The following is a 25711-nucleotide window of genomic DNA, read 5'->3' on the forward strand; positions in this document are numbered from 1 at the left end:
CCTGAATAGGGCTGCATAGGGCGCGCGAGCATCGATAGCATCGCCGCCATGGCGACGCGGCTTGTGCAGATCAACATGAAGGCTCGGGACGAGGTGGCGCTCGGCGAGTTCTGGGCCGAGGTGCTCGGCTGGGAGATGTCCAGCGAGGGGCCCGGTGTGACCAACCTCGAACCGAAGGGCATCGGCTATCCCGATCCCGTCGCCGTCTTTATCGACATCGTCGTCTCCGACGAGCCCAAGACGGGAAAGAACCGCGTACACGTGGACCTGGCGACGACCTCGACGGCGCACCAGGCCGAGGTCGTCGCGCGCCTGAAGGATCTCGGCGCGACGCCCGTCGACGTGGGTCAGGGGGACGTGTCGTGGATCGTCCTGGCCGACCCGGAGGGCAACGAGTTCTGCGTGCTGGACTGGCACGACCCGGACCAGGACACCGGCCCGATCGCCTCCGTGGTGGTCGACTGCGCGGACCCGAGAGCCATGGCCCGTTTCTGGGGCGAGGCGACGGACTGGACCGTGCACAAGGTGACCGACGACAGCGCGGTCCTGCGCTCGTCCCGAGGCGTGGGTCCGTACCTGCAGTTTCTGCGGACGCCCGACGTGAAAACGGGGTGGAACCGTGTCCACCTCGACGTGCGCCCGTACCCGAACGACGAGATGGAGGCCGAGGCGGCGCGACTGCTGGCTCTCGGCGCGACCCCGATCGACCTGGGCGACAGCACCATCCCGTGGAAGGTCTTCGCCGATCCGGAGGGCAACGAGTTCTGTCTCCTCACCCCGATGTGATCCGCGTGGCACCGCCGCACGTCAATCGTCGTACCGATTGACTTTCGATAGGTTACGAGCGAAACTCGATGCATGCTTGTTGAACGTCGAGCGGTGTCCGCTCTCCGAGTGTTCCTCCTGGTGCTGTTCGGGGTCCTGGTCCTCTTCCAGACCCTCTCGCTGCCGGGGCAGTTCGCGCACATGGCGCAGGAGTCGCCACAGGACGCGTACCTCCGGTGGCCGGCGACGATCGTGACGGTCTTCTGGGTGCTCTGCGTCCAGGTGGTGATCGTCGCGACGTGGCAGCTGCTCAGCCTGGTCAAGAACGACCGCATCTTCACCGAGGCGTCGCTGAAGTGGGTGGACGCCATCGTCTGGGCCATCGCCGCCGCGTGGCTGGTGCTGGTGGGCGTCTTCCTCTACGTCGGGTTCAACGCCGACGACCCCGGACTGCCGCTCCTGCTGTTCCTGCTGACCGTGGGCGTCACCGTGCTGGGCCTCCTCATGGTGGTCATGCGCGCCCTGCTGCGGCAGGCCACCACGCTACGGACCGACATGGAAGCGGTGATCTGATGCCCATCGTCGTCCGGATCGACGTCGAGTTGGCCAAGCGCAAGATGAGCGTCGGCGAGTTCGCCGAGCGCGTCGGGCTCACCCCGGCGAACGTGGCGGTGCTCAAGAACGGCCGCGCCAAGGCCGTCCGCTTCAGCACCCTCGAAGCGATGTGCCGGGTGCTCGAATGCCAGCCCGGAGACCTCCTCGAATGGGTCGAGGAGGAGACCGCGTGAGGTACGTCGTCGCCATCGCGGCCGTCGCCCTCGGCGTCACCGCCGTCGTGTACGGAGGGGCCGACGACTCGCCGGGCCTCCAGCTCATCGGCGCATTGCTCGTCGTGGGCGCGATCGCCTTCGCCGTACGGGCGGCCCGACGCGGCGCGTGACCGCGCCGGCCGTTCTCGTAATAACGATCATGTAACGGGCGCGAACCTTTCCCCGTAGGTGACCTGTCTTGAAGGTCGTCGGCCCACCAGGGCCAGGGGAGGCGTCGGATGAAGCTGGTGTGGAGGCGGGCCCGCGAGGCGCGGGGACTGCTGTTTGCCGCGGTGCTCGCCGCCTTGGTCGCCGTAGCGTTGGTCACCGGCCTGTCGGACTACAACCGACGCGCGGTGGACGCCGGACAACGCGCGTTGGTCGCGGCGTCGCCGGTCGAGGAACGCGGCCTGTTGGTCAGTGGGTCCGGCGGCCGCGACGCCGCCGAGTTCGCCAAGCGTGACGGGGCGGCGCGGGCACAGTTCGCCGACGGGCTCGCCGGAGTGCCGGTCGCCGTCTCCGCCGCGCGGTACGGCACCGGCCGGGAACTGACCGGCGATCTCGGCTCGGTGCCGCGCAAGGGCACCGATCCCATCTTCGCGAACCTGGCCACTCTCGAGGGCCTGACCGCGCACGCCGAGCTGACCAACGGGGCCTGGCCCCGCGCCGGAGCGAAGCCGGCCCAGGTGAGCCTGCCGGAGCGGGTCGCCACGACACTCGGCCTGACCGTCGGCGCGCGGATTCCGCTGCGGGACCGCGCCACCGAGAAGGCCAGCGCGGTGGTGCTCGCCGGCACCTGGCGGCCCCGCGACCCGACCGAGGCGTACTGGCTGCTGGCCCCCGGTGTGGGTACGGGCAGCGTCGGGTCCGGTACCTCGTACGGGCCGTTCGCGCTGGACCCGGCCGACTTCACCACCCTCTTTCCGGGCTCGGTGACGGCGTCCTGGCTGGCCGAACCGGACCTCGGCGGTGTCGACGCCGCCGACCTGCCCGCCGTACGGGCCGCCGTCAGCGCGGCCGCGGTCACGGTGCCCGAGGCCGCCGAACTGGGCAGCTCGGGGCAGGTCACCACGAAGATCGACCAACTGCTGGACCGGATCGCCCGAGCCGACCTGGTGGGCCGCTCCGCGTTGGCTACCCCGCTGCTGCTCATCCTGGTGCTCGGCGGCTACGCGCTGGTGCTGGTCGCCGCGCTCCTGCACGAGGACCGTCGTCCGCAGACCGCGCTGCTGCGCGCCCGTGGCGCCGCCCGCCGCCAACTGGCCGGCCTGGCCGCCCGCGAGGCGACCCTGGTCGTGGCCCCGGCCGCCCTGCTCGGGCCGGTGATCGCCGGAGAGGCGCTGCGGTTCGTCCGGCCCGGCGGCGCGGCGGAACTCTCCACCGCCGGCGGTAACACCACCCTGATCTGGGCCGCGGCCGCCGCGACGGCCGCCGGCTGCCTGGTCGCCATGGTCGCGCCGACGCTGCGGGGCTCCGGCACGTACGTGGCCGACATGGCCGCCCGATCCCGCCCGAACCGGTCGGCGAGCATCCAGCGCGCGAGCGTCGACCTGGTGCTCGTGGCACTCGCCGTGCTCGCCTGGGTGCAGCTCCGCCGGTACGCCTCGCCGCTCGCCGGCTCGAACGGCCGACTCGGACTGGACCCGCTGCTGGTCGCCGCCCCGACCCTGGGCGTGCTGGCCGGGGCGGTGCTGGCACTGCGGGTGCTCCCGCCGCTCACCCGGTTCGCCGAACGGTTCGTCGACCGGCGACCGTGGACCGCCACCATGCTGGGCATGTGGCAGGCCGGCCGGCGTCCCCACGCCGGGCCGGTGCTGCTGCTCGCCCTCGCCGTCGGCGGCAGCACGCTCGCCTGGTCCCTGGTCAGCACCGGGGAACGGTCCCAGGTCGAGCAGGCCGGCCACACGGTCGGCGCGGACCTGCGGGTGACCGAGCGCGGCGGCGCCGCCCCGGTGACCCGGGCCGGTGAACTCGCCGCGCTGCCGGGCGTGCGCCGGGCGCTGCCGGTGTGGCGCGACGAGATGCGCGTCGGTCGCGGCGACCTGCCCGTCACCGTGATCGGCTTCGACGCGGCCGGCGCGGGGGGCGTCGTCCGGCTCGCCGACCGGCTGAGCGCCGATCCGGCGTCGACGCAGTACCAGCGGATGATCGCGGCCCGGGGCGCTCCCGGCGGCCTCGAACTGCCCGCCGGCACCCGAGCGATCACCGGTACGGCTCGCACGCCCGTCAACGGGCTCTCCCGCCCGCTGAAGGTCACCGTGTCGCTGCTGGTCACCAGCAGCGACGGGTCGGCCTACCGGCTGCCGGCCGTCGACGCCACCAGCGACGGACGGGAGACGCCGTTCACCGTGCGGCTACCCGACGTGGGAGACGCGCGACTGCGACTGGCCGGATTCGAGGCCGACGGCGGAGCGGACGCCGGGAACTCGTACCGGCTCCAGGTGGACGGGTTGACGTTGGTCGGCGCGGACGGCGCCAAGCGGCCCGCCGAGCTGACCGGGGCCTGGAACACCACCGCCGGCGGTAACCCGCCCATCCCGGCCCGGTCCAGCGCGCGGGGCGTCGTCGCCGACTATCCGGTGGACTCGATTCCCGATGGACAGTACGCATTCCATCCGCCCACCCGTTTCGCCATTGTGCCCGCCGGGCAGATCGCGCCCGTTCCGGTCCTCATGACGCCCGCTGTGCGCGACGCGATGAGCCTGCACACCGGCGACACCTTCACCCTGGCCCTTGCCGGCGCGTCCGTGCCGGCCCGGCTGATCGGTGAGCTGAGCTCCGTGCCGACCACCTCGGGGGAGGGCGTACTGCTCGACCTGCCCGCAGCGGTCGAGGCGCTGGTCCGCGGTGGTGGAACCGTCCGGAACACCCCCGAGTGGTGGATCGGCGCCGACGACCCGGCGGCCGCCACCCGCGCCGCCGGTGAACTGGCCGGCGTCACCGTCCTCGACCGGCGCGCCGAGATCGCGGCCGCCGCCGACGACCCGTACTGGCGGGGCTCACGCACCGGAATGCTCGCCGCCGCGCTCGGCGCGGTACTGCTCGCCCTGGTGGGCCTCATGGTCGACGTGTGGGCCACCGCACGGCGTCGGCTGAGCGAGTTCGCGGTGCTGACCACCCTCGGCGCGACGCCCCGGCTGCTGGCCCGGGCGCTGCTGGCCGAGCAGACCTTCCTGGCCGGTATCGGCGTCGGCGTCGGGCTGCTGCTCGGCGCCGTGGTCGGGGCCACCATGGCTCCGCTGGTCATCCTCACTCCGGCCGCCGGCCGGCCGGTGCCCCCGGCGGCGTTCGCGCTGCCCTGGGTGCCCATCGGCCTGACCGCGGTCGGCCTGCTGCTGGCGGCGCTCGCCTTCAGCGCGTTCATCGCCACCGGCATCCGACAGCGGGTGGCGGCGGTGCAGCTGCGAATCGGGGGAGAACGATGAGCGTCGGCGCGGCCGCCCGCCGGGTCCGGGCGTACGGCGGGCAGTTCCTGCTTCTGGCGGTGCTGACCCTGGTGGTCACGCTGCTGGTCAGCGGGGTGCCCCGACTGGTCAACCGGCTCGCCGAAGAGGGCCTGCGGGCGCAGCTCAACAGCGAGTCGGCTGACCGCCGGGATCTCAACTACGCCACCGGGGAGGTCGACACCGCTGCGGCACCGGTCATGCCCGGAGCCCGCAAGCAGTTCGACAGCCTGGTCGAGGAGATGCCACCGCAGCTACGGTCCGCCGTCACCGAGCGCTGGTTCAGCGTGGACACCACGCCGAACCTGGTGGTCGGTCCCGACCTGAAGGCCCGCAACCTGCTGGTCCACCTCGGTCTGCGCGCCATGCCCGGCATCCAGCAGGAGAGCACCCTCGTCGAGGGCGCCTGGCCGAACGAGACCTACGTCGCCGGCCGACCCATCGAGCTGGCTCTCGACGCGGACGTGGCGCGCAAGCTCAACCTGCGCGTCGGTAGCCGACTCGACCTGGGTCAGCCCGACGACGGCGGCAAACCGACACCCATGGTGGTGGCCGGGCTGTTCCGACCGGTCGACCGCGCGAGTGGCGCCTGGGGCGGTCTGCCGCAGGTGCTCCAGGTCGTCGAACCGGAGGGCGACGGCCAGCCCTTCATCGGCGTCGGCGTGGTCGCCCCGGTGGTCCTCGACAAGGGGGCCGCGGCCGGCTGGCCGGTGCGTACGCAGTGGCGTTACCGGCTCGGCGTGGATCGGATCAGCGCGCGCCAGCTCGACCAGATGATCGAGGGCCTGCAACAGTTGCAGCGACACGTTCCGCCCGGTCTCACGTTGACGCAGGCGGTCGACATCCCGCTGCGCGCGTTCGCCGCCCAGGTGAACTCCGCCCGGACCCTGCTCGCGGTGGTCGGTGCGGGCGTCCTGGCCACCCTGGCCGGGCTGATCCTGCTCGCGGCGACCCTGTCCACCCGCCGACGCCGCTCGGAGTTCGCCCTCATCCGGGCCCGTGGCGGCGCGGCCACCGCCGGCGCGCGCCGCAGCCTCGCCGAGTCACTGCTGGTGGTGCCGGTCGCCGCGGCGGTCGGCTGGTGGTTGGGCACCCTCTTCCCCGGTACGCCCGACCCGACCGCGCCGTACGCCGCCGTGGTGACCCTGCTGGTCACCCTGGCCCTGCCGTTGGCGACGCTGACGGTGCAGGGTGTCGGCGCGGCCCGCCGGGACCTGGTCCGGATGCGTCCGTCGACTCGCCGGCTGACCGTCGAGGTCTTCCTGCTGGTGCTGGCCGGGCTCGCCGCCGTGCTGCTGCGCCGGCGCGGGCTCACCCTCGGCGAGGTCGACCCGCTGCTCGTGTCGGTGCCGGTGCTGCTCGCGGTCGCCGCGGCGGTGCTCGCGCTGCGTGCGTACCCGTGGCCGTTGTTGCTGGTCAGTCGGCTCGCCGCGCGTACCCGCGGCAGCGTGACCTTCCTCGGCACCGCACGGGCCGGCCGGTCGGCGGTCGCCGCGCCGCTGGTCGTCGTGGTGCTGGCGATCGGCACGGCGGCCTTCTGCGCGGTCGTCGCCGGCGGCGTCGACGCGAGCCGGGGCCGGGCCGCCGAACAGGTCGTTCCCGCCGACGCGCTGATCCGGGGGGAACGCTTCGCCCCGGACACGGTCGACGCGCTGAACGGTCTGCCCGGCGTCCAGGCCGCCACACCGGTGCTCATCGAGCCGGACCAGCGGCTGGCGGCCGACGAGGTCGGCACCGACGCGCGGATCGGCCAGACCACCGTGCTGCTCGTCGACGGTCCCGGTCTGGCCACCGTGACCGGCGAGTCCGGGGTGGACGTGCGGGTGCCGGAGCCGTTGCGCACCGCCCACGCCGAGGCGGGGGCGCTGCCCGCGATCGTGTCACCGGCCGTCGCCGCGGACCTGGCGCGGACGGGTCTGCGGGACTCGGCGTTCGTCTCGGTGCAGGGCCAGCGGTACGAGTTCCGGGTGGCCGGCGCGCAGGACGGTTTCCCCCTGCTGCCGGCGAGCACCAGCCGGTTCGTGATCCTGCCCTGGCAGGCGCTGCCGCAGCGGGCCACCCAACCGGCGCCGACCAGCCTGCTCGTCGCCGGCGACCGGCTCGACGCGGAGGCGCTACGGCAGGCCGGTGACGAGGGTCAGTTGCGCTTCCAGCAGCAGGGGGCGGTCACCGGTCGGGCACGGCCACTGGGAGTCACCGTCGACACCCGGGCGGGTGTACGACACCAGCTCGCGGACGGTGGCGCGAACGGCGTCCTGGCCTTCGGGTTCGTGGGCGGCGCCGCCGGCGGGACGGTCCTCGGCCTGCTGGCCATCGCGTTCACCGTGCTGGCCGGGGCGCGGGCCCGGGGGCAGGTGCTGTCCCGGCTGCGCACCCTCGGGCTGTCCCGCCGGCAGTGGCGGGGGCTGCTGCTGGTCGAGCTGACCCCGCTGGTCGGGGTGTCGGTGCTGACCGGAGCGCTGGTCGGCGCGGTGCTCCCCCTGGTGCTCAATCCGGTGCTCGGCCTGTCCGCGTTCACCGGCGGAGTGCCGGTCCGGGTGGCGTTCGAACCCGGGCTGGTCGTCGCGGTGGTCGCGCTCGGCGCGATCGCCCTTGGCTTCGCGGTCGCCGTCGAGGCCCTGAACAACCGCCGGTTGCGCCTCGGCGAGGTGCTCCGGCTCGGAGAGGAGAGCTGAGATGACCGTTACCGCCCAGAGTGCCCTGGTGCCCGATCTGGCTTCCCTGCAGCAGCGGGCCGCGCAACGCGCCGCCGAGCGGGCCGGCGGGCAGGACCGCCTGCGTGGCCACATCGTCTGCGACGGTCTGGTGCGCATCTTCAAGACCGAGGGGGTGGAGGTGGTCGCCCTACAGGGGCTCGACCTGGTCATCGACCGGGGTGAGCTGGTGGCGATCGTCGGCGCGTCCGGCTCGGGCAAGTCGACCCTGCTCAACATCCTCTCCGGCCTCGACACGCCGACCGCCGGCATCGCCCGGGTGGCCGACTACGACCTGCTCTCGCTCTCCGCGAAGCGTCGGTTGAGCTACCGACGGCAGTTGGTCGGGTTCGTCTGGCAGCAGACCGGCCGCAACCTGCTGCCGTACCTCACCGCGCAGGAGAACGTCGAACTGCCGATGCAGTTGGCGGGCAAGCGTTCGGCGCGGGCCCGCCGGGAACGGGCCCGGGAACTGCTCGACCTGGTCGGCGTGGGCTACGGCGCGCAGCGGCGGCCCGGTCAGCTCAGCGGCGGCGAGCAGCAGCGGGTGGCGGTGGCGGTGGCCGTGGCCAACGACCCCGAGGTGCTCTTCGCCGACGAGCCGACCGGTGAGCTGGACGAGGCCACCGGCGCGGAGGTCTTCGGGGCGCTGCGCACGATCAACGCCGAGCTGGGCGTGACCATCGTGGTCGTCACCCACGACCACGCCGTCGCCACCCAGGTCCGCCGGACCGTCGCGATCCGCGACGGTCGAACCGCTTCCGAGGTACGCCGGACCGCGCGCGTCGACGCGGACGGCAACACCGAACTGGTCAGCGAGGAGTACGCGGTGCTGGACCGCAACGGCCGGATGCAACTGCCGGCCGCGTTCGTCGACGCGCTGTCGCTGAAGGAGCGGGTCCGGCTCGATCTGGAGCCCGACCATGTGCAGGTACGGCCCGGTGACCGGGTCTCGGAGGAGCGGGAGGCACGGGCGTGAACTATCAGGACATGGCGGTCGCGGGAGCGGCCTCGACTGCTGGCGGGCCGGGTGTGCCGCCCGCCGAGGTGGTCCGGGTCAGCGGGGTGAGCCGCACCTTCGGCCGTGGTGAGCACGCCGTGCACGCGGTGCGGGACGTCTCGTTCACCGCCAACCGCGGCGAGCTGATCGCCATCCGCGGTCGCTCGGGTGCCGGCAAGACCACGTTGCTGAACCTCATCGGCGGGCTGGACCGGCCGGACAGCGGCCAGGTGGTGGTGGCCGGGCACGAGGTGACCTCGGCCGGGGAGGCCGAGTTGTTGCGGCTGCGCCGGGGCACGGTCGGGTTCGTCTTCCAGACCTTCGGGCTGGTGCCGATCCTCTCCGCCGCCGAGAACGTCGGCGTGCCGTTGCGGCTGGCGCAGGTGCCGGCCGCCGAGCGCGAGGAGCGCGTCGCGGTGCTGCTCGAACTGGTGGGCCTGGGTGGGCACGCCGCCCAGCGCCCGTACGAGCTCTCCGGCGGCCAGCAGCAGCGGGTCGCCCTCGCCCGTGCGCTCGCCAACGAACCGGACCTGCTCATCGCCGACGAGCCCACCGGTCAGCTCGACTCGGAGACGGGACGGTCCATCATGGACCTGCTTCGCGCGGTGGTGCACGCGCGAGGCATGACAGCCCTGGTCGCCACGCACGACCCGGCCCTGATCGACCTCGCCGACCGGGTCCTCGTCCTGCGCGACGGCCGGCTAGTCGACGGCTGACCAACGCCCGCCGCCCGCAACGGCCTGCTGAGCGGCGGTCTGAGCCGGCCGCCGGTGGCCGGTGGCTGGCCGCCGCTGGCCGGTGCCTGGTCGCCGGTGCGCTGGGCCGTCGACTCGGTCAGGGCGGACCACTAGGTCTGTCCGCTCCCTGTCGAGCTGCCCCAGAAATGGGGCGCGCGGTTGGCGTGCGGCGGGTGCCTGTGCCAGCCGGTGTGCGTCAGCGGGTGTTGTATCGGCGGTTGATGTGGTTGGCGTCGGTGGTTGTTGTGCCAGGCCGTTGGCGTCAGCGGGTGCCGGGTCGGCCGTTGATGTGGCTGGCGTTGGTGGGTGCTGTGTCGGCGGTTGATGTGGTTGGCGTTGGTCGGTGCTGTGCCAGGCCGTTGGCGTCAGCGGGTGTTGTGCCAGGCGGTTGATGTGGTTGGCCTAGGTGGGTGTCGGGCCAGGCCGTCGGCGTGGATCGCTGCGCCCCACATCTGGGGCAGCTCGACAGGCGTCCAGTGGCAACCTGGGGCCCGAGCCGTCGACCACCTGTCAGGGGCCGCGGCGCTACCGGCGGGCCGGCGTAGGCGGGCGGCCCGGCGTCTCGGGCGGGTCAGAGCGGAAGCTTCATGCCTTCGTGGCTGGCTCTGAAGCCGAGGCCCAGATAGAAGCGGTGCGCGTCGGTACGGGACTTGTCGGTGGTGAGCTGGACCAGGGCGCAGCCCCGCCGCCGGGCCTGGTCGATGACCCAGGCCATCATCTGCCGGCCGAGCCCTTGCCCGCGCCGGTCGGAGCGCACCCGGACCGACTCGATGAGGGAGCGCTCGGCACCGTGCCGGCCCAGCCCCGGGATGTAGGTGATCTGTAGGCACCCGACCAGGTCGCCGTCCTGCTCGGCGACGATCAGGAAGTTGCGCGGGTCGGCGCTGATGTCGGCGAACGCCCGTTCGTACGCCTCGTCGACCTGGGTGAAGTCACGAGCCTTGCCCAGGACGTCGTCGGCGAGCAGGGCGATGACGGCGGGCAGGTCCGCGCGGACAGCCTCCCGGAAGATCATGTCGCTCATACCGGTCAGCCTGGCACAACGTCACTTGGCCGGGCAGCGCAGGCCCTCGCGGGGAACGGTCAGGTCGAGCAGGTACGCGTCGACGGCCTGGGTGATGCAGGAGGTCTGCGGGTACGCGGTGTGCCCCTCGCCCTCCCACGTGAGCACCCGGCCCACGCCCAGCATCGAGGCGAGCCGGCCGGTCTGCTCGTACGGCGTCGCGGGGTCGCCGGTCGTGCCGACCACCACGATCGGTGGCGCGCCGTTGGCCCGCCCGGTCGGGTACGGGTCCCGGCCGCCCGGCCACTCGACGCAGCTCAGCATGCCGACGGCGAGCGCCGGACCGAACAGCGGGTACTTCGCGCGCCACTGCGACTGCAACTGGCGGATCTGCTCCCGGCTCGGCTTCTCGGTCTCGTCTGCGCAGTTGATGGCGAGGTTGGCGTCGAACAGGTTCGAGTAGTGCCCGTCGCTTTCCCGCCCGGCGTACGAGTCGGCGAGCCGGAACACGTCCTTCGGGTCGCCCTCGGCCAGCCGGTCGATGGCCCGTGCCAGCTCCTGCCAGCCGGACTCCGTGTAGAGGGACGAGATGACCGCGTAGAAGACCCAGCCCGCGGTGGCCTCCCGCCCGTCGTCGCCCCGGACGGGGGAGACCTTGGCCTTGTCGATGGCCGAGGTCACGGCGGCGCGGGCGTCGGGAGCGATCGGGCAGCGCGGGGCGTTGGCGGCGCACCATCGGGTGAAGTTGTCGAACGCCCGCTCGAACCCGCGGGCCTGGCTCTCCGAGCCGGCCACCAACCGCTGCTGCGGGTCGACGGCGCCGTCGAGCACCAACGCGCGTACCCGCTGCGGGTAGAGCTGGGCGTAGATGGCGCCGAGCAGCGTGCCGTAGGAGTAGCCCAGGTAGGTCAGCTTGTCGTCACCGACGGCGGCGCGGACGGCATCCATGTCCCGGGCGGCCTGCTCACTGCCGTACAGGGGCAACTGGTCGCCGTAGCGGTCCCCGCAACCACGCCCGATCCGCTGGCTCAACCCGGCGAAGCCGTCGAACGACGCCTGGCTCTGCGGGTCGGGGTCGTAGCCGAAGCTCGTGTCCAGGTCGGCGTCGGAGATGCACTTGACCGGACTGGAGCGGGAAACGCCGCGCGGGTCGAAGCCGACGATGTCGAAGCGCTCGGTGACCGAGGTGGGCAGCCCACCGAACTGGGTGCCGAACGAGAGGTAGACGGCGGTGTCCACACCGGAGCCGCCCGGTCCGCCGGGGTTGACCACCAGTGAGCCGATGCGGTCGCGCTGCCGGGTGGACCGGGCCCGCAGCAGAGCGATCTCGAAGGTCTGCCCGGCGCCGGGTCCGGCGGTGGCCCCGCTGCCGGTGCCCCAGTCCCGGGGAACGGCGATCCGCGCGCACTCGTAGCGCATGTCCGGTGCGCCCCGCCCCACCAGATCGTCGGCCACCTCCGGGCACGGCCGCCAGGTGGCCGACGAGCCGGCCGGGGCCGCCTCACCCTGCACCTCGGTGCGCGGCGCGAACGCCGGTAGCGTGCAGCCGGCGGTGAGCAGGGCCGCCACGGCGAAGGCGACGAAACGGTGACGGACCCGGCGACCGGGTGCCATCCGAGGGTGGTCGGCGGTGCGGCTCACGTGATCCTCCGGAGTCGGGTCGACGGCCAGGCTACGCCGGACCGGTGGCGGCCCGATCCAGGGTGACCGCCGGATCGCCGCGCAGCACCTGGTCCACGTCGAAGCGGATCGGACGGTCGAGCTGGTCGTAGCGGCAGGAGCGGGGATCGCGGTCGGGTCGCCACCGGACGAACTGGGCGGTGTGCCGGAAGCGGTCGCCCTCCATCGCGTCGTAGCCCACCTCGACGACCAGTTCCGGGCGCAGCGGCTCCCACTCCAGGTTCTTGGTGCCGGTCCACCGGCTCACCCCGCCCGGGATGCGCTGACCGCGTTCGTGGTCGCCGTGCACCCACGGGTGCTCGCCGCCGGTGTCCCGGTAGGGGGCCAACTCGTCGAGCAACTCGGCCCGGCGGGCCATGCTGAACGACGCGCTCACCCCGACGTGGTGCAGGACGCCCTCGTCGTCGTAGAGGCCGAGCAGCAGCGAGCCGACCACCGGGCCGGACTTGTGCCAGCGGAAGCCGGCCACCACCGCGTCGGCGGTGCGGGCGTGCTTGACCTTGAACATCAACCGCTTGCCCGGCTCGTACGTCAGGTCGGCCGGCTTGACGATCAGGCCGTCCAGCCCCGCGCCCTCGAAGACGTCGAACCAGCGGCGGGCGGTCTCCGGGTCGGTGGTGACCTGGGTGACGTGCACCGGCGGGCGCACCTCGGCCAGGGCCTGGACCAGCCGCTCCCGGCGGCGCGGGTACGGCTGGTCGAGCAACGCCTCGTCACCGACGGCCAGCAGGTCGAAGGCGACGAAGTCGGCGGGCGTGGTCTCGGCCAGCAGCTTGACCCGCGATGCCGCCGGGTGGATGCGCTGGGCCAGCAGCTCGAAGTCCAGCCTCGGCTGACCGGACGGCCCGTCCCGCCGGATCACGATCAGCTCGCCGTCGACCGCGCACCGCTCGGGCAGCTGCCGGCGGGCCTGCTCGACCACCTCGGGGAAGTAGCGGGTCATCGACTTGCCGCCCCGGCTGGCCAGCTCGACCTCGTCGCCGTCGCGGAACACGATGCACCGGAACCCGTCCCACTTGGGCTCGTACGTCACACCGGGCGTGGTGGGTAGCTTGGCGACGCTCTTGGCCAGCATCGGCTCGACCGGAGGGTTGATCGGCAGGTCCACGGCGACCAGTCAATCAGACGGCACCGACAGCCGTGAGGCAGATCACCGCTGGTGCGGCGGTGGCGTGTCCGCCCGCGCGCCCCTCGTCCCCCGCGGGCGAATCAGATAACCGCAGGTCAGAGCTAGTTTCGCGGGATGGCCGAGTGGGTCTGTGACTGCTGCGGGCGGTGGCGGGTCAGCGTCGAGCTGGTCCGGGGCCGCTACCGCTACCGGCTGACCCGTCGATATCCACAGCGGTTCGGTGGCGGCCGGGACGTGCTCGGCGAGGTCGCCACGGTGTCCGAGCTGGAAGAGCTGCTGCGGCGTCGTACCCCGTTGAGCCTGGCCGACCTGCGCGAAGCCGCCTGATCCCGCGCGGCCGGCGGACCCACGGCCCGATCGATGATCGGACCGCCCGGTGGATGCCGCGGTGACGGTCCGCCGGGCAGCGTCGTCGGCAGGAGGTGGCGGAGCCGGACGGCGCCACCGGGGGAGGGGACGCGATGCGGTTCGCAGCGAACAGCGAGATCGGCGCCGACGCCGAGCGGGTCTGGGCGGTGCTGGTGGACGTGGAACGGTGGCCGGAGTGGACCGCCTCGGTGACCCGGGCCGAGCGGGGTGAGCCGGGGCCCCTCGCGGTCGGCGCGACCGCCCGCCTGACCCAGCCGAAACTGCGCCCGGCGGTGTGGCGGGTCGTCGAGCTGACCGAGGGGCGGGAATTCACCTGGGTCTCCGACGTCCCGGGTGTGCACACCCGTGGCGAGCACCGGTTGGTGCCGTTGCCCGACGGACGTACCCGGGTCGACGTGGCCATCGACCAGAGCGGACCGCTGGCCGGTCTGATCGGCCGGCTGTACGGCGGCCTGCTGCGCCGCTACGTCGGGCTGGAGGCCGACGGGCTCAGGCGTCGCTGTGAGCGGAGCTGACGGCCGGTTTCTCCAGCACGGCCAGCGGGGTGCCGTTCGGGTCCGGACGGTGCGCCACGACCCGGTAGCCGTACCGCTGGTAGAGCGCGAGGGTGCGGGCGCTGTCCGCGCCGGTGAAGAGGGTGAACCGGGCCGCGCGGCCGGCGCAGGCCTCCTCGATCGCGACCAGCAGTCGCGCCCCGAGACCCCGCCCCTGCTGGTCGGGGGCGACCGAGAGGCGTCCGACCTGTGCGGTGTCGCCGGCCAGGTGGGCGCGCACCGAGCCGACCAGCCGGTGCCCCGAGCGGGCGACGAGCACGATATCCGGGCCGGCCAGCACGGCCGCGACCTCGTCCAGGGTCTCGGTCAACGGCGGCAGGAAGGGCTCGCCGTAGTGTTGCGCCTCGCTCAGGTACGCGGCGCGCTGGACGGTCAGGATCTCGCCGGCGTCCGCGACAACCGCCGCAACGATGCTCACCTCGACGCTCATCGGGGCAGCACAACACAGCCGGCGTTGCCGAACCCGGGCGGCCCGGCCGCTGCCCGGCAGCCGGGAAACGCTCAGAAGCGGGCGAACGAGCGGATCGGCGCGCGCGGGCCGTACTTCGGCGCCTGGATACCGGCGGCCTCCAGCAGCACACACACCCGACCCCGATGCCCCCGGAACGGCTCCAGCAGGGTCAGCATCCGCGCGTCGTCGCCCCTCGGTTCGCCGGCCAGGGCCCAGGACACGGTGTTCGGGATGTGGTAGTCGCCGACGCTCACCGCGTCGGGGTCGCCGTACGCGATCCGGACCACCTCGGCAGCGGTCCACGGCCCGATGCCCGCGATGGCGGTCAGCCGGCGGGTCGCCTCCGCCGCGTCGACGCAGCGCTCCAGACGGTCGGCCAGCGCGGCGGCCCGGCGCAGCGTGTCGGCCCGGCGCTGCTCCACGCCGAACGGGTGGAACACCCAGTACGGGGTGGCGGCCACCGCGGCGGCCTCGGGTGGCAGCAGCAGCGGCTGAAGCGGGCCGGGAGCCGGCTCGCGGAAGTGCCGCACGGTCGCCGCGTACGCCCGGTACGCCTCCTTGCCGGTGACCTTCTGCTCGAAGACCGCCCGCAGCAGTCGGGGGAAGACCTGCCCGGTGGTGGGCATGCGCAATCCCCGGTGCTCCCGGGCCAGCCGGGCGACGAGCGGGTGCGCCGCCGCCAACTCGGCGAAGCCGGTGAGGTCGTCGCGCAGCCCGGCGATCCCGTCGGCGTGTGCCACCACATGCTCGGCGCCCGGCCCGTACCCCTCGGCGAGCAGATCACCGCCCGTCGGTCGCAGCGCGAGGGTGGCCGGTCCCTGCGGGGTGCGGGTCGCCCACCAGAAGGTGCCGGCGGCGATCCGCGCGCACGGGTCGTACGGGCTGAAGGTCAGCGCGCGGACCGACGCGGCCAGCCGGTATCCGACCGGCGGGTGCAGCACCCGGGTCGCGGCGGGTTCGGTCTCGGTCACCCTGCCACTCTGCCAGGTCACGCGGCGGTGCCGGTCGCCGCCGTCCGCCGACGTGCCACCGGGTACGACGGTGGCCGGTCGCGCCCGCTGCGGCTGCGACCGGCCACCGTCGTACCCCGGCGGTGCCGGGATCAGTACGAGTAGCCCGAGCCTCCGGCGTCGCTCGACCCGCTGTCCGCCGGCGGCGCGACGGCCTTCGGCGTCGAGGTGGGCAGGCAGGTCAGGTTCTTCTTGCCGTTCTGGTCGACCACGAACCAGGTGCCGCCGACGGCCTGACCCTTCCACTGGCCGGGCTTCTTGTCGCCGATGTAGCGGTAGACCGGCCAGCCGCCGATCGTGAGCTGGCGGGTGCCGTCCTGGCGGGTGACGCTGCCGACCTTGTCGTCGGAGAGGCCGGTGAGCTGGGGGTTCCCGTCGGTCAGCGCGGGCGGCCACACCTGCGCGCACTTGTCGACGCAGTTCGACGCGGGCGGGTCGGCGGTGTCCTTGTCGAAGCGGTACAGGACCCAGCCGTCCTGGTCCGTCACGACGTTGCCCATCCGGGCGATCTTCTTGCCGATCAACTGCTCGGTCAGGTCGACGTCCGCGGCCGGCGGCGCGTCGGCGACCGGCGCCTCCGCGGATGCCGACGCCTCGGGCTCCGCCGACGCGCTGGGCTCGGCCGCGGCGACGGCGACCGGCTCGGCCGCGCTCGAGTTCGCCCCGTCGTAACCCGCGGGAGCGCAGGCCGTTAGTGCGACCATCGCGCTCGCGACGATGACGGTCCGCTTCATCTGTGCCACGTGCCCTCCTCATTCTTGGCAGTTCACCCATAGGTACGGCGAGCGGGCTGTCAAGGTTGAAGAAGTAACAGTGGTCAATTTCACGGGTTTTGATTGAACCGTAGCGAACGATGATGCGTACGGCCCCACGCGGAACTTTCGACGGAAACAAAAATCGACGCCGGCCATTGGACAATGGCCGGCGTCGACGATGGTACGCGACCCTACATGGGCACCGTGACCAGCGGGCTCGCCACACCGTTACGGTCCACCGACTGCACCTGGAGCTGTTTGATGTCGCGCGTCAACGCCGACGTCGACGCGCTCAGCTCAAGACCCTGCGGGCGGCTGTTGGTGCCGTAACCACCCTCGGGCACCGACCACGTCGAAATCACCTCCGTGGTGGCGTTGTCGCGCACCACCACCAGTCGGCAGGTCCGCGGGCCGGGCAGTTTCCGCAGGCTGAAGTTGATGCGGGTGCCGTACTCCCGCTCAAGGAGGAACATCGTCGTCTGGACGCCGGTCGTCGGGTCGGTGGCGTCGACCTGGTCGCCCTCCTCCTCGGTGCCGCCGACGCCCGGTCCGCTCGGCGGCGCGGTCGGCGCGCTCGTCGGCGGGTCGTTGACGCCGGCGCTCGTCGACGGCTCCGCGAGATTGCCCGGCGTCTCGTCCCCGGCCACACTCACGAAGCCGTAACCCGTCAACCCGCCGAAGACCACCACCGCCGCGGCGGTCGCGAGCAGCTGACGAAACCTGGTGCGCCGCCGGTCGGCCCGGACCGCGACCAATGTCCGGTCCAGCAGCGCCGGATCCGTGGCGGTCTGCTCCAGGGCCATCATCGTCTCGCCGTCGATGCCGGAGAGCAGGCCCACCACCGGCACCATCGTCTCCAGCTCGGCCGCGCACGCCCAGCAAGCGGCGAGATGCTCCTCGAACCGCTCGGTGTCCTGCTCGTCAAGCACGCCGAGCGCGTACGCGGCGACGTCCATGTGGTCCGGCCGGCTCATTCTGTCACCCCCCGCTCCTGCAGAGCCGTGCGCAAGGCGCGCAGCGCGTAGTAGACCCGCGACTTGGCGGTGCCCAACGGAAGCCCCAGCTCCTCCGCCGCCTCCGGCACCGTCCGCCCCCGGAAGTACGTCGCGATCAGGATCTCCCGATGCGACTGACTCAGCGTACGCAGCGCGTCCGCCACCGTCATCGTGCGCAGCACCCGGTCGGTGCTGTCCGCCTCGGCGAACGCCGTCAGGTCCCGGTCGTACGTCTCCGGCGGCCGGGCCTCCTGGCTGCGGTGCTCGTCGATGGCGATCCGACGCGCCACGGTGACCAGCCACGGCCGCAGGGAACCCTGCCCCTGTGCGCCGAGGCGGTGCGCGTTGCGCCAGGCCCGCAGCAGCGTCTCCTGGACGATGTCCTCCGCGCGCTGCCGGTCCCCCCCGGTGAGCCGCATGACGAACATCAGCAACGGACCGGCGTGCTCGGCGTAGAGCAGCCGGATCAACTGGTCGGAGTGGCTGGCCTCGGTTGTCGTCGCCTGGTGGCGCCCGGGCGCCGGTCGGGGCGTCACCGGACCATTTTGGCGAGACGTGGCTCGGGCGTCGACCCCCCGGGCAGACGAGGTCGACCGTGACGACGACCGCGCGGACAACCAGTCCGCGCCAACCGCGTCGCCATGCCAACCGGCCGCCACCGCATGCATGCAGACCTCCGGGATGTCCGTGACCAACGCCGCCCCCACAAGGCGGGCCGCCCGGTGGTACGCAGCCACGCCCCGAGCGGATCAACGAACAACGAAAAAAACTTCGGCGGCGTCACCGGTGACCGGTCAGCGGCGGACGGAGAACAGCCCCGGCGGTGGTGGATCCGAGCCGGTGGCGTCGGCGTCGCGCACCACCGCCGCCCCGCCGGCGAAGCGGTCCAACTCGTCATCGGCCACCACCCGGCCGGGAAACCAGTCGCCGGCCGCCCGCCGGGTCAAGCCGGGCACCGGGGGAGTGGTCCGCCCGGCGACCAGCACCAGATTGCCGTACCGGCGACCACGCAGCACCCCCGCGTCGCCGACCAGGCACGCCTGCGGCAGCACCGAACGCACCGTGGCGACCTGACTGCGGGCGTACCGCAGCGGCGGGCCGTCGGCCAGGTTCGCCAGCAACCAGCCCGCCGGACGGAGCACCCGCGCGACCTCCGCGGCGTACTCGACCGACGTGAGGTGCGCCGGGGTGCGGGCACCGGCGAAGACGTCGGCGACCACCACGTCGTAGCTGGCGTCCCGCGTCGAGGTCAGCACGGCCCGCGCGTCCTGCACGCGGACCCGCAGCCGCGCGTCCGCAGGCCATGGCAGCACACGCCGCACCAGCTCCACCAGGGCGCCGTCCACCTCGGACACCCGCTGGGTCGAGCCGGGCCGGGTCGCCGACACGTACCGGGGCAGGGTCAACGCGCCGCCGCCCAGGTGCAGCACCCGCAGCGGCTCGCCCGGGGGCGCGATCAGGTCCAGCGCTGCGGCCAGCCGCCGGACGTACTCGAACTCCAGGTGGGTGGGGTCGCTCAGGTCGACGTGCGACTGCGGCGCGCCGTCCAACAGCAGCGTCCACGAACCGGGCCGGTCCGCCGACGGCACCAACTCGGCCAGACCGGTGTCCACCCGCTCGACCACCCGGTCACCCGCTCGTTTACGCCCCACCGCGACCCGCCCGCTCAGCGACCGACACGTGCCGCGGCGGTCAACGCGCGGTGCAGCAGCCGGGAGTCGCCGAGCAGCGCGCGTAGGCGGCGCTCCAGGCCGGCGATCGGGATGAGGTTCTGCGGCGCCCGTGGGTCCTTGTACGGTGTCGACGCGAACCGGGGCAGCGTGACCAGCGACAGGTCGGCCAGGTCGATCGCCGCCTCGACGGGCAACTCGGTGGAGCACTCCACCCGGACGATGCCGGCCCACGGCGCGCCCACGGCCACCGGCAGCCGCAGATACCACGACCAGCCGCCCCAGGGCGTGCGGAGCCGGAACACCGGCGACCGCTCGCCCGGCGCCAGGCCCGTCACCACCGCCGTCAGCCGGGCGTCCAGGTACTGGCTGTGCTGGGTCTTGATGTAGCCGAGCGTGCGCGGCAGATGGTGCCGACTGCGCAGCGGACCGTCCACCACCAACAGATCGCCGTCGACCCGGGCGGCGTCGGACACCGCCACCTCCAACGCGGTCAACGGGCCCTGCACGGCCGCCGGCAGCTTCGCCAGCTCGCCGGTGCCGCCCACCCGGTGCACCGGATAGCGGATCGCGCCCGCCACCACGTCCCGGGCCGACGGGCTCGCCGTGAACAGACCCCGGCCCACCTGCGTGCCGGCCAACTGCGCCGCGCCCCGACCCAGGTCGCAGCGCACCACCCCGGCCGCGTACGACGCCGCCAGCCCCGGAAACGACCCGCCGTCCTCCTCCGCCGTCCAGATGCTCGCGTCGACCCGGCGGACCCCGTCGACCAGGAGCACCACGTCCGGCGCCCGCACGTCGGCGCGTACGCCGATCGCCCGCCAGTCGACGGCCGGCAACTCCACGTCGACCTCGACCTGGGTGCTGCTCGGGGTGGCCGGCCCGGAGGCGGACGCCTCGAACGACGCCCCGTACGACGGGTCCCACGAGTCGACGAAGAACGCCGCGTCGCCCACGCTCACCGACCCGACCTTTCGTTCGCGACTGCGGGGCTCCGCTGCGCTGCACTCCTCGCGCTCACCGGCCGGACCTTTCGTTCGCGACTGCGGGGCTCCGCTGCGCTGCACTCCTCGCGCTCACCGGCCGGTCCGTTCGACGCGCGCCGAGCGGGCGTCCTTGCGTACCTCGAAGCGGACCGGGATCCGCTCGGCCAGCGCCGCGACGTGGGTGACCACGCCGACCATCCGGTCACCCCGGGCGGCCAGGTTCTCCAGCGTGGCGGCCACCGTGTCCAGGGTGGCCGCGTCCAGCGTGCCGAAACCCTCGTCCAGGACGATCGACTCCAGACTCGCCGCCGTCGTCGACATGCCGGCCAACTGCTCGGAGAGCGCCAACGCCAACGCCAGCGACGCCTGGAACGTCTCGCCGCCGGAGAGCGTCCGTACGCCCCGGCGCAGCCCGGCGTCGTGGTGGTCGACCACGAAGAACTCGCCCTTGTCGTGCACCAGCTCGTACTGACCCGAGGACAGTTCCCGCAGGATCCCGGACGCGCCGTCGACCAGCAGGTCCAGCGCCTCCGCCAGCAGCCACCGCTCGAAGTTGTTGGCGCGCAGGTGGCCCGCGAGGGCCCGCGCGACCTGCGCCTCGCGCTCGTGCCCGGCCCGCTGCTCGCGCAACGTGCCGGCCTGTTCGCGGCGCTCGTGCAGTCGGCGTCGGTCGGCCTCGGCCCGCTCGACGGCCACCGTCGCGGCGTGTACCGGATCGTCGCCGACCGGCACGTCGGCGGCGGCGAAGATGTCGGCGATCCGCCGCTGCACCTCGTCGGCCGCCGCCTCGGCCTCGGCGACGACGGTAACCCGGCCGGCCCGGTCAGCACGACGACGCTCCGCCTCGGCCGTCGCCCAGTCGGTCAACGCCGCCCAGGAGGCCGCCACGTCGTCCCGGTCGGCGGCCGGCGGCCCGAACCGGGCCAGCCCGTCGCGGGCGGTGTCGAAGCCCCGCCAGGTCGCCCGCAGCCGCTCCTGCGCCGCGTCCACCCCGGCGCGGGCCTGGCGGGCGCTTTCCCGGCCCGCCCGGACGGCGGTCGCCGCCTCGTCCAGAACCCGTCGCAGCCGGGCGTGCTCGGCCAGCTCCCGGCGCAGCACCGCGGGCTCGGCCGCGCCCGCGAGCTGCCCGTCCAGTTCGGCCAGCCGGGCGTCCACCTGCTCCTGCCGGGCGCGGGCCTGCACCAGCAGCCGTTCCAGGTCACGCGTTGCGGCGTCCCGCTGCTGCACCGCCGCCTGCGCCGCCTTGGTGGCGGCCCGCGCCGCCTTGCCGGCCGCCGTCGCGGCGGCCACCGCCGAATCCGCCGGGACGGCCGGCACCCGCGTCACCGGCTGCTCGCACACCGGGCAGGGCCTGCCCGGATGCAGGTGCGCCCGCAGGCCGACCGCCAGGTCGGTGGCCTTCGCCTCCTCGTGCGCCCGGAAGGCCGCCTCCAACTCGGCGTCGGCCCGCTCGGCCTCGGCGCGGGCGGCGGCCACCGCCGCCACCGCCGTCGTGTGCTCCTCGTCCGCCGTACGCACCGCCGCGCGGACCGTGTCGGCCTCGCCGGTCAGCCGATCCCGATCGTCGTACGCCCGCAGTTGCAGCCGCAGCGCGCTCTCGTCACCGGCGCCGGCCAACTCACCGCGCAGCTTCTCCTCCCGCTCCTCGGCCAGCGACACCGCCGCGACAGCCGCGTCGGCCTCGGCGCGCGCCGCGGCCACCGCGTGCGCCACCTCGGCCACCCCGCGCGGGGCGCGGACGGCGGACAGCACGCTCAGCTCGTCGTCGAGCGCGGTCAGGGCCACCGCCGCCTCCCGCGCGCGGTCCCGGGCCGCCGCCAACTCCGGCATGGCCCCGGTCACCGCGCCGGCCAGCTCAACCATCTCCTCGACGAGGGCGTCGGCCTCGGCCACCGCCTCGTCGTCCACCCCGGTCAGGCCGGCGAGCACCTGGTCGACCGCGTCCAGCTTGGCCTCCGCCTGCGCCGCGCGGGCCGTGGCCCTCTTCTGCACGTCCTCGTAGACGCCGAGGCCCAGCAGGTTGACCAGGATCTGCTGCCGGGTGGCCGGCTTGGCGTGCAGAAAGTCGGCGAACTGCCCCTGCGGCAGCACCACGCAGCTGGTGAACTGCTCGTACGGCAGCCCGACCGCCTCCAGCACCGCCTGCTCCATCTCGGCGGGCGTACCGGCGACCACCTCACCCAGGTCGTCCGGGCTCAACCCGGTGTCGAGCTTGGTCACGTCGAAGCCGGCCGGCATCACCTGCAACCCGGCGTTCGCGGTCTTCACGTTGCCCCGGCCGTCCCGGCGCACCACCCGGGTCGCCACGTACCGGGCGCCACCGGACTCGAAGACCAGCCGCACCCGGGCCTCGGTCGCCGACGGCGCGAGGGCGTTCGCCAACCCCCGCGCGCCACCCCAACGGGGGACCGTGCCGTAGAGGGCGAAGCAGATGGCGTCCAGCACTGTCGACTTGCCCGAACCGGTCGGCCCGATCAACGCGAAGAAGTCGGCGTCGGTGAAGTCGACCGTCGTGGAGTCCCGGAAGACCGTGAACCCGGCCATGTCGAGCCGCATCGGTCGCATCAGTGATCGACCTCCTCGAAGAGCTCGTCGAAGAGTTCCCGAACGCCCTCGTCGTCGTGGCCCCGGCTGTCCAGGTAGTCGCCGAACAGCTCCCGGGGGGAACGCCCCGACCGCTGCGCGATCCGGGTGCCGCTGCCCGGCGTCGCCAGCAACTCCGGGTCGATCCGGATCTCCAACGCGCGGGGGAGCAGCTCCTGGACCTCCTCGCGCAGGCCCGCGCGGGGGTGCTCCCGCACGAACACCCGCAGCCAGGCGTCCGGCGCCTCGATCTCGGCGAGCTGGGCCAGCGTGCCGCGGACCGTCCGCAGCGCGCTCGCCGCGGTCACCGGCACCTCCCGCACCCGGGCCGCCGTGCTGGCGGTCACCTCGACGACCGTCACCGACGGCACGTTCTCCTGCTCGCCGAAGTCGACGGCGAGCGGGCTGCCGCTGTACCGGACCGGGCAGGGGCCCTCGACGCGCTGCGCCCGGTGCAGGTGGCCCAGCGCCACGTAGTGCGCCGTCGCCGGGAAGACGGTGGCCGGCACCGCGTAGCCGAGCACCGTGTGCGCGTCCCGCTCGCCGCCGCCGGCCGCCGCGCCGATCACCGTCAGGTGGGCGGTTACCAGGTGCACCCGGTCCGGCTCCGAGAAACCCTCGGTGAGCCGGCCCAGCACCCGACCCAGGTGGTCGGCGTACGTCTGGTTGGCCTCGGCGGCGGTCAGCTCGTACATTTCCAGCGCGCGGATCGCGTACCGCTGGGACAGGAACGGCAGCGCGGCGAGCTGCCACCGCTCACCGCCGGCCGTGGTGCCGTCGATGACGTGCTCGGCCGGATTCTCGCGCACCCCGCCGCGCAGCGTGATGCCCGCGGCCTCGGCCCACGGGCGCAGCGCGTCCAGCGCGGGCCCGTTGTCGTGGTTGCCGCCGATGGCGACCACGTCCGCGCCGGTACGACGCAGCGCGGTCAACGCCCGGGTGACCAGCCGGGTCGCCTCCGAGGTCGGTGCGGCCGTGTCGTAGAGGTCACCGGCGACGATCACCAGGTCGGGCTGCTCGGCGCGGGCGATGTCGATCACCCCGGCCAGCACGGCCGTGTGTTCCTCGGCCCGGGACTGCCCCTTGAGCACCTTGCCCACGTGCCAGTCGGAGGTGTGCAGGATCTTCATAGGTGTGCCGGCCCCCTAGAACGGGATGTCGTCGTCGCTGCCGCCGCCGGAGCCCACCACGGCGAACGGGTCGGCGGACTGGGTGATCGAGCGCAGCGTCTCCGAGGGGGCCCGACCCGCCTCGGAGACCCGGGTGGCCCACGCCGGGAACGGGAACTCCAGGCAGAGCGGCACCGGGATGTCCGGCTGGTTGACGAACATGGTGCCCGGCTTGGCGAGCAGCGCCCGCTGTCGCTGGGCCGGCGGCAGGAAGCCGTACTCGGGGCGGGACGCCTCGGCCGGGTCGAGCCGGCCGACCACCCGGATCGCCGAGTTGGTGACGATGCGCCGCTCCACCTCGCTCGCCGTCTGCTGGGCCCCGATCAGGATGACCCCGAGCGAGCGGCCGCGCTCGGCGATGTCGAGCAGCACCTCCTTGATGGGGGAGGAGCCCTCCCGGGGGGCGTACTTGTTGAGCTCGTCGAGGACGACGAAGAGCAGCGGCTTGGCCGTGCCGGCCTTCTCCTTGCGCTCGAACTCGCTCTTGAGCGTCACACCCACCACGAACCGCTGCGCCCGGTCGGGGAGGTTGTGCAGGTCGACGACGGTCACCTGCGCCGACTCGCTGGTGTTGATCGAGTGCGGGCGACGGACGGCCAGGTCGCCGCGGATCAGCCGGGCCAGGTCCTTCTTGCTGCCGATCAGCCGGCGGGCGAACGCGTTGACGGTGCCCAGTCCGACCGCGCTGCCCGCCCAGTCGGAGCGGGTCTCGTCGTTGTTGAGCGCCTCGACGATGTGGTCGACCAGATCGCCGTAGGACCCGAGCCGCACCCCGTCGATGCTCACGCCCCCGTCGGCGGGCTGGGCGTACCGGGCCAGGTGCGCGGCCACCGAGTGGACCACCATCGTGTACTGCTGGCGCTCGTCGTCGGCGTCGGCGAAGACGTACGGCAGCAGGCGGTCGGAGCAGAACTCGCTCAGCGTCCAGTAGAAGGCGTCGACGCCGGTCAGCCGGCTGCTCACGTCCGGCGTGCCGGCCGCGTCACCGACCCGGGGCGGGGCGTACACCCGCACGTCGGGGAAGGCGCCGGCGCTGAGGCCCAGCTTCGCGTACGCCGCCCGGGTCGGCTCGTCGAGGCGCGTGTTGGGGTGGTCGAGGAACAGCAGGTCCTCGCCCTTGACGTTGAAGATGAGCGCCTTGCCGTTGACCGCGTCGCCGCCCAGGACGCCGGAGCGGAACACCGAGTAGAGCAGGAAGGTGGCGAAGCTCGTCTTGGTGGCGACCCCGGAGATGCCGGAGATCGAGACGTGCGCGCCCCGGCTGCCGTCGAGGAAGTCGGCATTCAGGTAGACCGGCACGCCGTCGCGGCCCATCCCCATCGGGATGCGCCGCTCCATCCGGTCGAAGTGCAGCGCGCGGGCCCGCGCGTCGCCCTCGGCCCGGTGCACCACGGCCCCCGGGGTCGGCGGCACGTACAGCTCCGGGTCGACCCGCGTGGTGGTGACCTCGGCCGCCTCCTGGACCTGGGCGGGCAGGGTGCCGTCGGCGATGGCGAAGACGTCCGAGTCGAACTGGGCGCCCTCGTGCCGGGCCCGGACCTGCGTGACCACACCGGCGATCGTCACCGGCTCGCGGTTGGGCAGCTCACGACGGGTGACCACCACGTCGTCGAGCTGGAGGTAGCTGCCGGGGGCCACCGCCGTCCAGAACTGCAACGGCGTGGCGTCGGCGGTGCCCAGCACCCGGCCGACCAGCTCGCCCGGGCTGTCGAGGTCGGCGTCGGTCATCGGACGACTCGGGTCGGGCGGGCAGCGCGGTCGGGAAGCATGAGGTGCATCCTGCCCGAGGAGTACGACAGGTCGCCACGCGACGCGGCGGACGACACCATGGTCGGTCACACCCGCGACGCTGGGTGGGTGACCGGGCAACGGCCCGTCACGCGTCGGTGAGTGGCGGGCCGCCTCCAGGG

The 25711-nt window shown here is 73.4% G+C and carries 23 protein-coding genes; 10 read left to right on the forward strand and 13 right to left on the reverse strand.

All coding sequences use genetic code 11. The features are described from left to right. The first annotated feature begins 48 nt into the window (after positions 1–48). The 8 genes from AB0B55_RS08480 (at position 49) to AB0B55_RS08515 (ending at position 9426) form a co-directional block, all read left to right on the forward strand. Entirely contained in the window at positions 49–786 is a 738-nt protein-coding gene (locus tag AB0B55_RS08480) for a VOC family protein (RefSeq protein WP_357122828.1), read from the forward strand. A gap of 93 nt (positions 787–879) precedes the next feature. Then, positions 880–1338, forward strand: a complete 459-nt coding sequence (locus AB0B55_RS08485; RefSeq protein ID WP_355051731.1) for a DUF2975 domain-containing protein — start codon at positions 880–882, stop codon at positions 1336–1338. Further along, positions 1338–1553: a helix-turn-helix transcriptional regulator gene (locus AB0B55_RS08490; RefSeq protein ID WP_355051732.1), complete on the forward strand. Its 216-nt coding sequence runs from the start codon at positions 1338–1340 to the stop codon at positions 1551–1553. Before AB0B55_RS08485 ends, AB0B55_RS08490 begins: the two co-directional genes overlap by 1 nt. Then, entirely contained in the window at positions 1550–1705 is a 156-nt protein-coding gene (locus AB0B55_RS08495; RefSeq protein ID WP_357122834.1) for a hypothetical protein, read from the forward strand. The genes AB0B55_RS08490 and AB0B55_RS08495 overlap by 4 nt, the downstream gene beginning before the upstream one ends. A 108-nt stretch (positions 1706–1813) precedes the next feature. Then, positions 1814–4999: an ABC transporter permease gene (locus tag AB0B55_RS08500; RefSeq protein WP_357171275.1), complete on the forward strand. Its 3186-nt coding sequence runs from the start codon at positions 1814–1816 to the stop codon at positions 4997–4999. Beyond that, a complete protein-coding gene (locus AB0B55_RS08505; RefSeq protein WP_357171277.1) occupies positions 4996–7692 on the forward strand; it encodes an FtsX-like permease family protein in 2697 nt (898 codons plus the stop codon). Before AB0B55_RS08500 ends, AB0B55_RS08505 begins: the two co-directional genes overlap by 4 nt. A 1-nt stretch (position 7693) precedes the next feature. Further along, on the forward strand, positions 7694–8689 hold the full coding sequence (locus AB0B55_RS08510) for an ABC transporter ATP-binding protein (protein WP_357171279.1): 996 nt from the start codon (positions 7694–7696) through the stop codon (positions 8687–8689). Positions 8690–8700: 11 nt separating this feature from the next. Further along, positions 8701–9426: an ABC transporter ATP-binding protein gene (locus tag AB0B55_RS08515; RefSeq protein WP_357171581.1), complete on the forward strand. Its 726-nt coding sequence runs from the start codon at positions 8701–8703 to the stop codon at positions 9424–9426. Positions 9427–10018: 592 nt separating this feature from the next. Here AB0B55_RS08515 and AB0B55_RS08520 read toward each other — a convergent pair. From AB0B55_RS08520 to AB0B55_RS08530, 3 genes are read right to left on the reverse strand one after another with little or no spacing between them, the layout of a single operon-like run. Continuing rightward, the gene (locus AB0B55_RS08520; protein WP_357122847.1) at positions 10019–10471 is read right to left on the reverse strand and encodes a GNAT family N-acetyltransferase; all 453 of its coding nucleotides are present in this window, start codon (positions 10469–10471) and stop codon (positions 10019–10021) included. Positions 10472–10492: 21 nt separating this feature from the next. Further along, entirely contained in the window at positions 10493–12064 is a 1572-nt protein-coding gene (locus AB0B55_RS08525) for an alpha/beta hydrolase (RefSeq protein WP_357123381.1), read from the reverse strand. Positions 12065–12122: 58 nt separating this feature from the next. Continuing rightward, entirely contained in the window at positions 12123–13238 is a 1116-nt protein-coding gene (locus AB0B55_RS08530) for an ATP-dependent DNA ligase (protein WP_357171282.1), read from the reverse strand. Between the two features lie 135 nt (positions 13239–13373). On the opposite strand from AB0B55_RS08530, the gene AB0B55_RS08535 reads away from it, so the two are divergent. Beyond that, a complete protein-coding gene (locus AB0B55_RS08535) occupies positions 13374–13586 on the forward strand; it encodes a hypothetical protein (protein WP_357122853.1) in 213 nt (70 codons plus the stop codon). 134 nt (positions 13587–13720) lie between these two features. Beyond that, positions 13721–14143, forward strand: a complete 423-nt coding sequence (locus tag AB0B55_RS08540) for an SRPBCC family protein (RefSeq protein ID WP_357171284.1) — start codon at positions 13721–13723, stop codon at positions 14141–14143. Here AB0B55_RS08540 and AB0B55_RS08545 read toward each other — a convergent pair. The 10 genes from AB0B55_RS08545 to AB0B55_RS08590 all read right to left on the reverse strand — a co-directional run bounded on the left by AB0B55_RS08545 (position 14118) and on the right by AB0B55_RS08590 (position 25529). Beyond that, complete coding sequence (locus tag AB0B55_RS08545) at positions 14118–14612, reverse strand: GNAT family N-acetyltransferase (RefSeq protein WP_357122859.1); 495 nt, start codon at positions 14610–14612, stop codon at positions 14118–14120. The two genes, AB0B55_RS08540 and AB0B55_RS08545, sit on opposite strands and share 26 nt — an antisense overlap. 71 nt (positions 14613–14683) lie before the next feature. Next, a complete protein-coding gene (locus AB0B55_RS08550; protein ID WP_357122862.1) occupies positions 14684–15604 on the reverse strand; it encodes a DNA-3-methyladenine glycosylase 2 family protein in 921 nt (306 codons plus the stop codon). 131 nt (positions 15605–15735) lie between these two features. Further along, positions 15736–16386, reverse strand: coding sequence for a hypothetical protein (locus AB0B55_RS08555; protein ID WP_355051743.1), 651 nt, complete (start codon positions 16384–16386; stop codon positions 15736–15738). Between the two features lie 203 nt (positions 16387–16589). Continuing rightward, positions 16590–17372, reverse strand: coding sequence for a zf-HC2 domain-containing protein (locus AB0B55_RS08560; protein ID WP_357171286.1), 783 nt, complete (start codon positions 17370–17372; stop codon positions 16590–16592). Next, entirely contained in the window at positions 17369–18061 is a 693-nt protein-coding gene (locus AB0B55_RS08565) for a sigma-70 family RNA polymerase sigma factor (protein ID WP_355051883.1), read from the reverse strand. Before AB0B55_RS08565 ends, AB0B55_RS08560 begins: the two co-directional genes overlap by 4 nt. 126 nt (positions 18062–18187) lie before the next feature. Continuing rightward, on the reverse strand, positions 18188–19045 hold the full coding sequence (locus tag AB0B55_RS08570; RefSeq protein WP_357122869.1) for a fused MFS/spermidine synthase: 858 nt from the start codon (positions 19043–19045) through the stop codon (positions 18188–18190). Positions 19046–19059: 14 nt separating this feature from the next. Continuing rightward, positions 19060–20025 carry a hypothetical protein gene (locus tag AB0B55_RS08575; RefSeq protein WP_357122872.1) on the reverse strand — a complete coding sequence of 322 codons (966 nt, stop codon included), beginning with the start codon at positions 20023–20025 and terminating at the stop codon, positions 19060–19062. Between the two features lie 114 nt (positions 20026–20139). Next, positions 20140–22614 (reverse strand): SMC family ATPase, encoded by a 2475-nt coding sequence (locus AB0B55_RS08580; RefSeq protein ID WP_357171288.1) that lies wholly within the window; start codon positions 22612–22614, stop codon positions 20140–20142. After that, a complete protein-coding gene (locus tag AB0B55_RS08585) occupies positions 22614–23762 on the reverse strand; it encodes an exonuclease SbcCD subunit D (RefSeq protein ID WP_357122879.1) in 1149 nt (382 codons plus the stop codon). The genes AB0B55_RS08580 and AB0B55_RS08585 overlap by 1 nt, the downstream gene beginning before the upstream one ends. A 15-nt stretch (positions 23763–23777) precedes the next feature. Continuing rightward, positions 23778–25529, reverse strand: a complete 1752-nt coding sequence (locus AB0B55_RS08590) for an ATP-binding protein (protein WP_357122882.1) — start codon at positions 25527–25529, stop codon at positions 23778–23780. Positions 25530–25711: the final 182 nt, after the last annotated feature.

It is taken from the genome of Micromonospora sp. NPDC049107 (assembly GCF_040648595.1).
Classification (GTDB): domain Bacteria; phylum Actinomycetota; class Actinomycetes; order Mycobacteriales; family Micromonosporaceae; genus Micromonospora.

Coding starts and splice junctions, on each gene's coding strand:
- AB0B55_RS08580 (WP_357171288.1), bottom strand. CDS start 22,614: ATGCGACCGATGCGGCTCGACATGGCCGGGTTCACGGTCTTCCGGGAC.
- AB0B55_RS08505 (WP_357171277.1), top strand. CDS start 4,996: ATGAGCGTCGGCGCGGCCGCCCGCCGGGTCCGGGCGTACGGCGGGCAG.
- AB0B55_RS08540 (WP_357171284.1), top strand. CDS start 13,721: ATGCGGTTCGCAGCGAACAGCGAGATCGGCGCCGACGCCGAGCGGGTC.
- AB0B55_RS08585 (WP_357122879.1), bottom strand. CDS start 23,762: ATGAAGATCCTGCACACCTCCGACTGGCACGTGGGCAAGGTGCTCAAG.
- AB0B55_RS08565 (WP_355051883.1), bottom strand. CDS start 18,061: ATGCATGCGGTGGCGGCCGGTTGGCATGGCGACGCGGTTGGCGCGGAC.
- AB0B55_RS08560 (WP_357171286.1), bottom strand. CDS start 17,372: ATGAGCCGGCCGGACCACATGGACGTCGCCGCGTACGCGCTCGGCGTG.
- AB0B55_RS08510 (WP_357171279.1), top strand. CDS start 7,694: ATGACCGTTACCGCCCAGAGTGCCCTGGTGCCCGATCTGGCTTCCCTG.
- AB0B55_RS08520 (WP_357122847.1), bottom strand. CDS start 10,471: ATGAGCGACATGATCTTCCGGGAGGCTGTCCGCGCGGACCTGCCCGCC.
- AB0B55_RS08590 (WP_357122882.1), bottom strand. CDS start 25,529: ATGACCGACGCCGACCTCGACAGCCCGGGCGAGCTGGTCGGCCGGGTG.
- AB0B55_RS08500 (WP_357171275.1), top strand. CDS start 1,814: ATGAAGCTGGTGTGGAGGCGGGCCCGCGAGGCGCGGGGACTGCTGTTT.
- AB0B55_RS08525 (WP_357123381.1), bottom strand. CDS start 12,064: ATGGCACCCGGTCGCCGGGTCCGTCACCGTTTCGTCGCCTTCGCCGTG.
- AB0B55_RS08545 (WP_357122859.1), bottom strand. CDS start 14,612: ATGAGCGTCGAGGTGAGCATCGTTGCGGCGGTTGTCGCGGACGCCGGC.
- AB0B55_RS08480 (WP_357122828.1), top strand. CDS start 49: ATGGCGACGCGGCTTGTGCAGATCAACATGAAGGCTCGGGACGAGGTG.
- AB0B55_RS08490 (WP_355051732.1), top strand. CDS start 1,338: ATGCCCATCGTCGTCCGGATCGACGTCGAGTTGGCCAAGCGCAAGATG.
- AB0B55_RS08535 (WP_357122853.1), top strand. CDS start 13,374: ATGGCCGAGTGGGTCTGTGACTGCTGCGGGCGGTGGCGGGTCAGCGTC.
- AB0B55_RS08515 (WP_357171581.1), top strand. CDS start 8,701: ATGGCGGTCGCGGGAGCGGCCTCGACTGCTGGCGGGCCGGGTGTGCCG.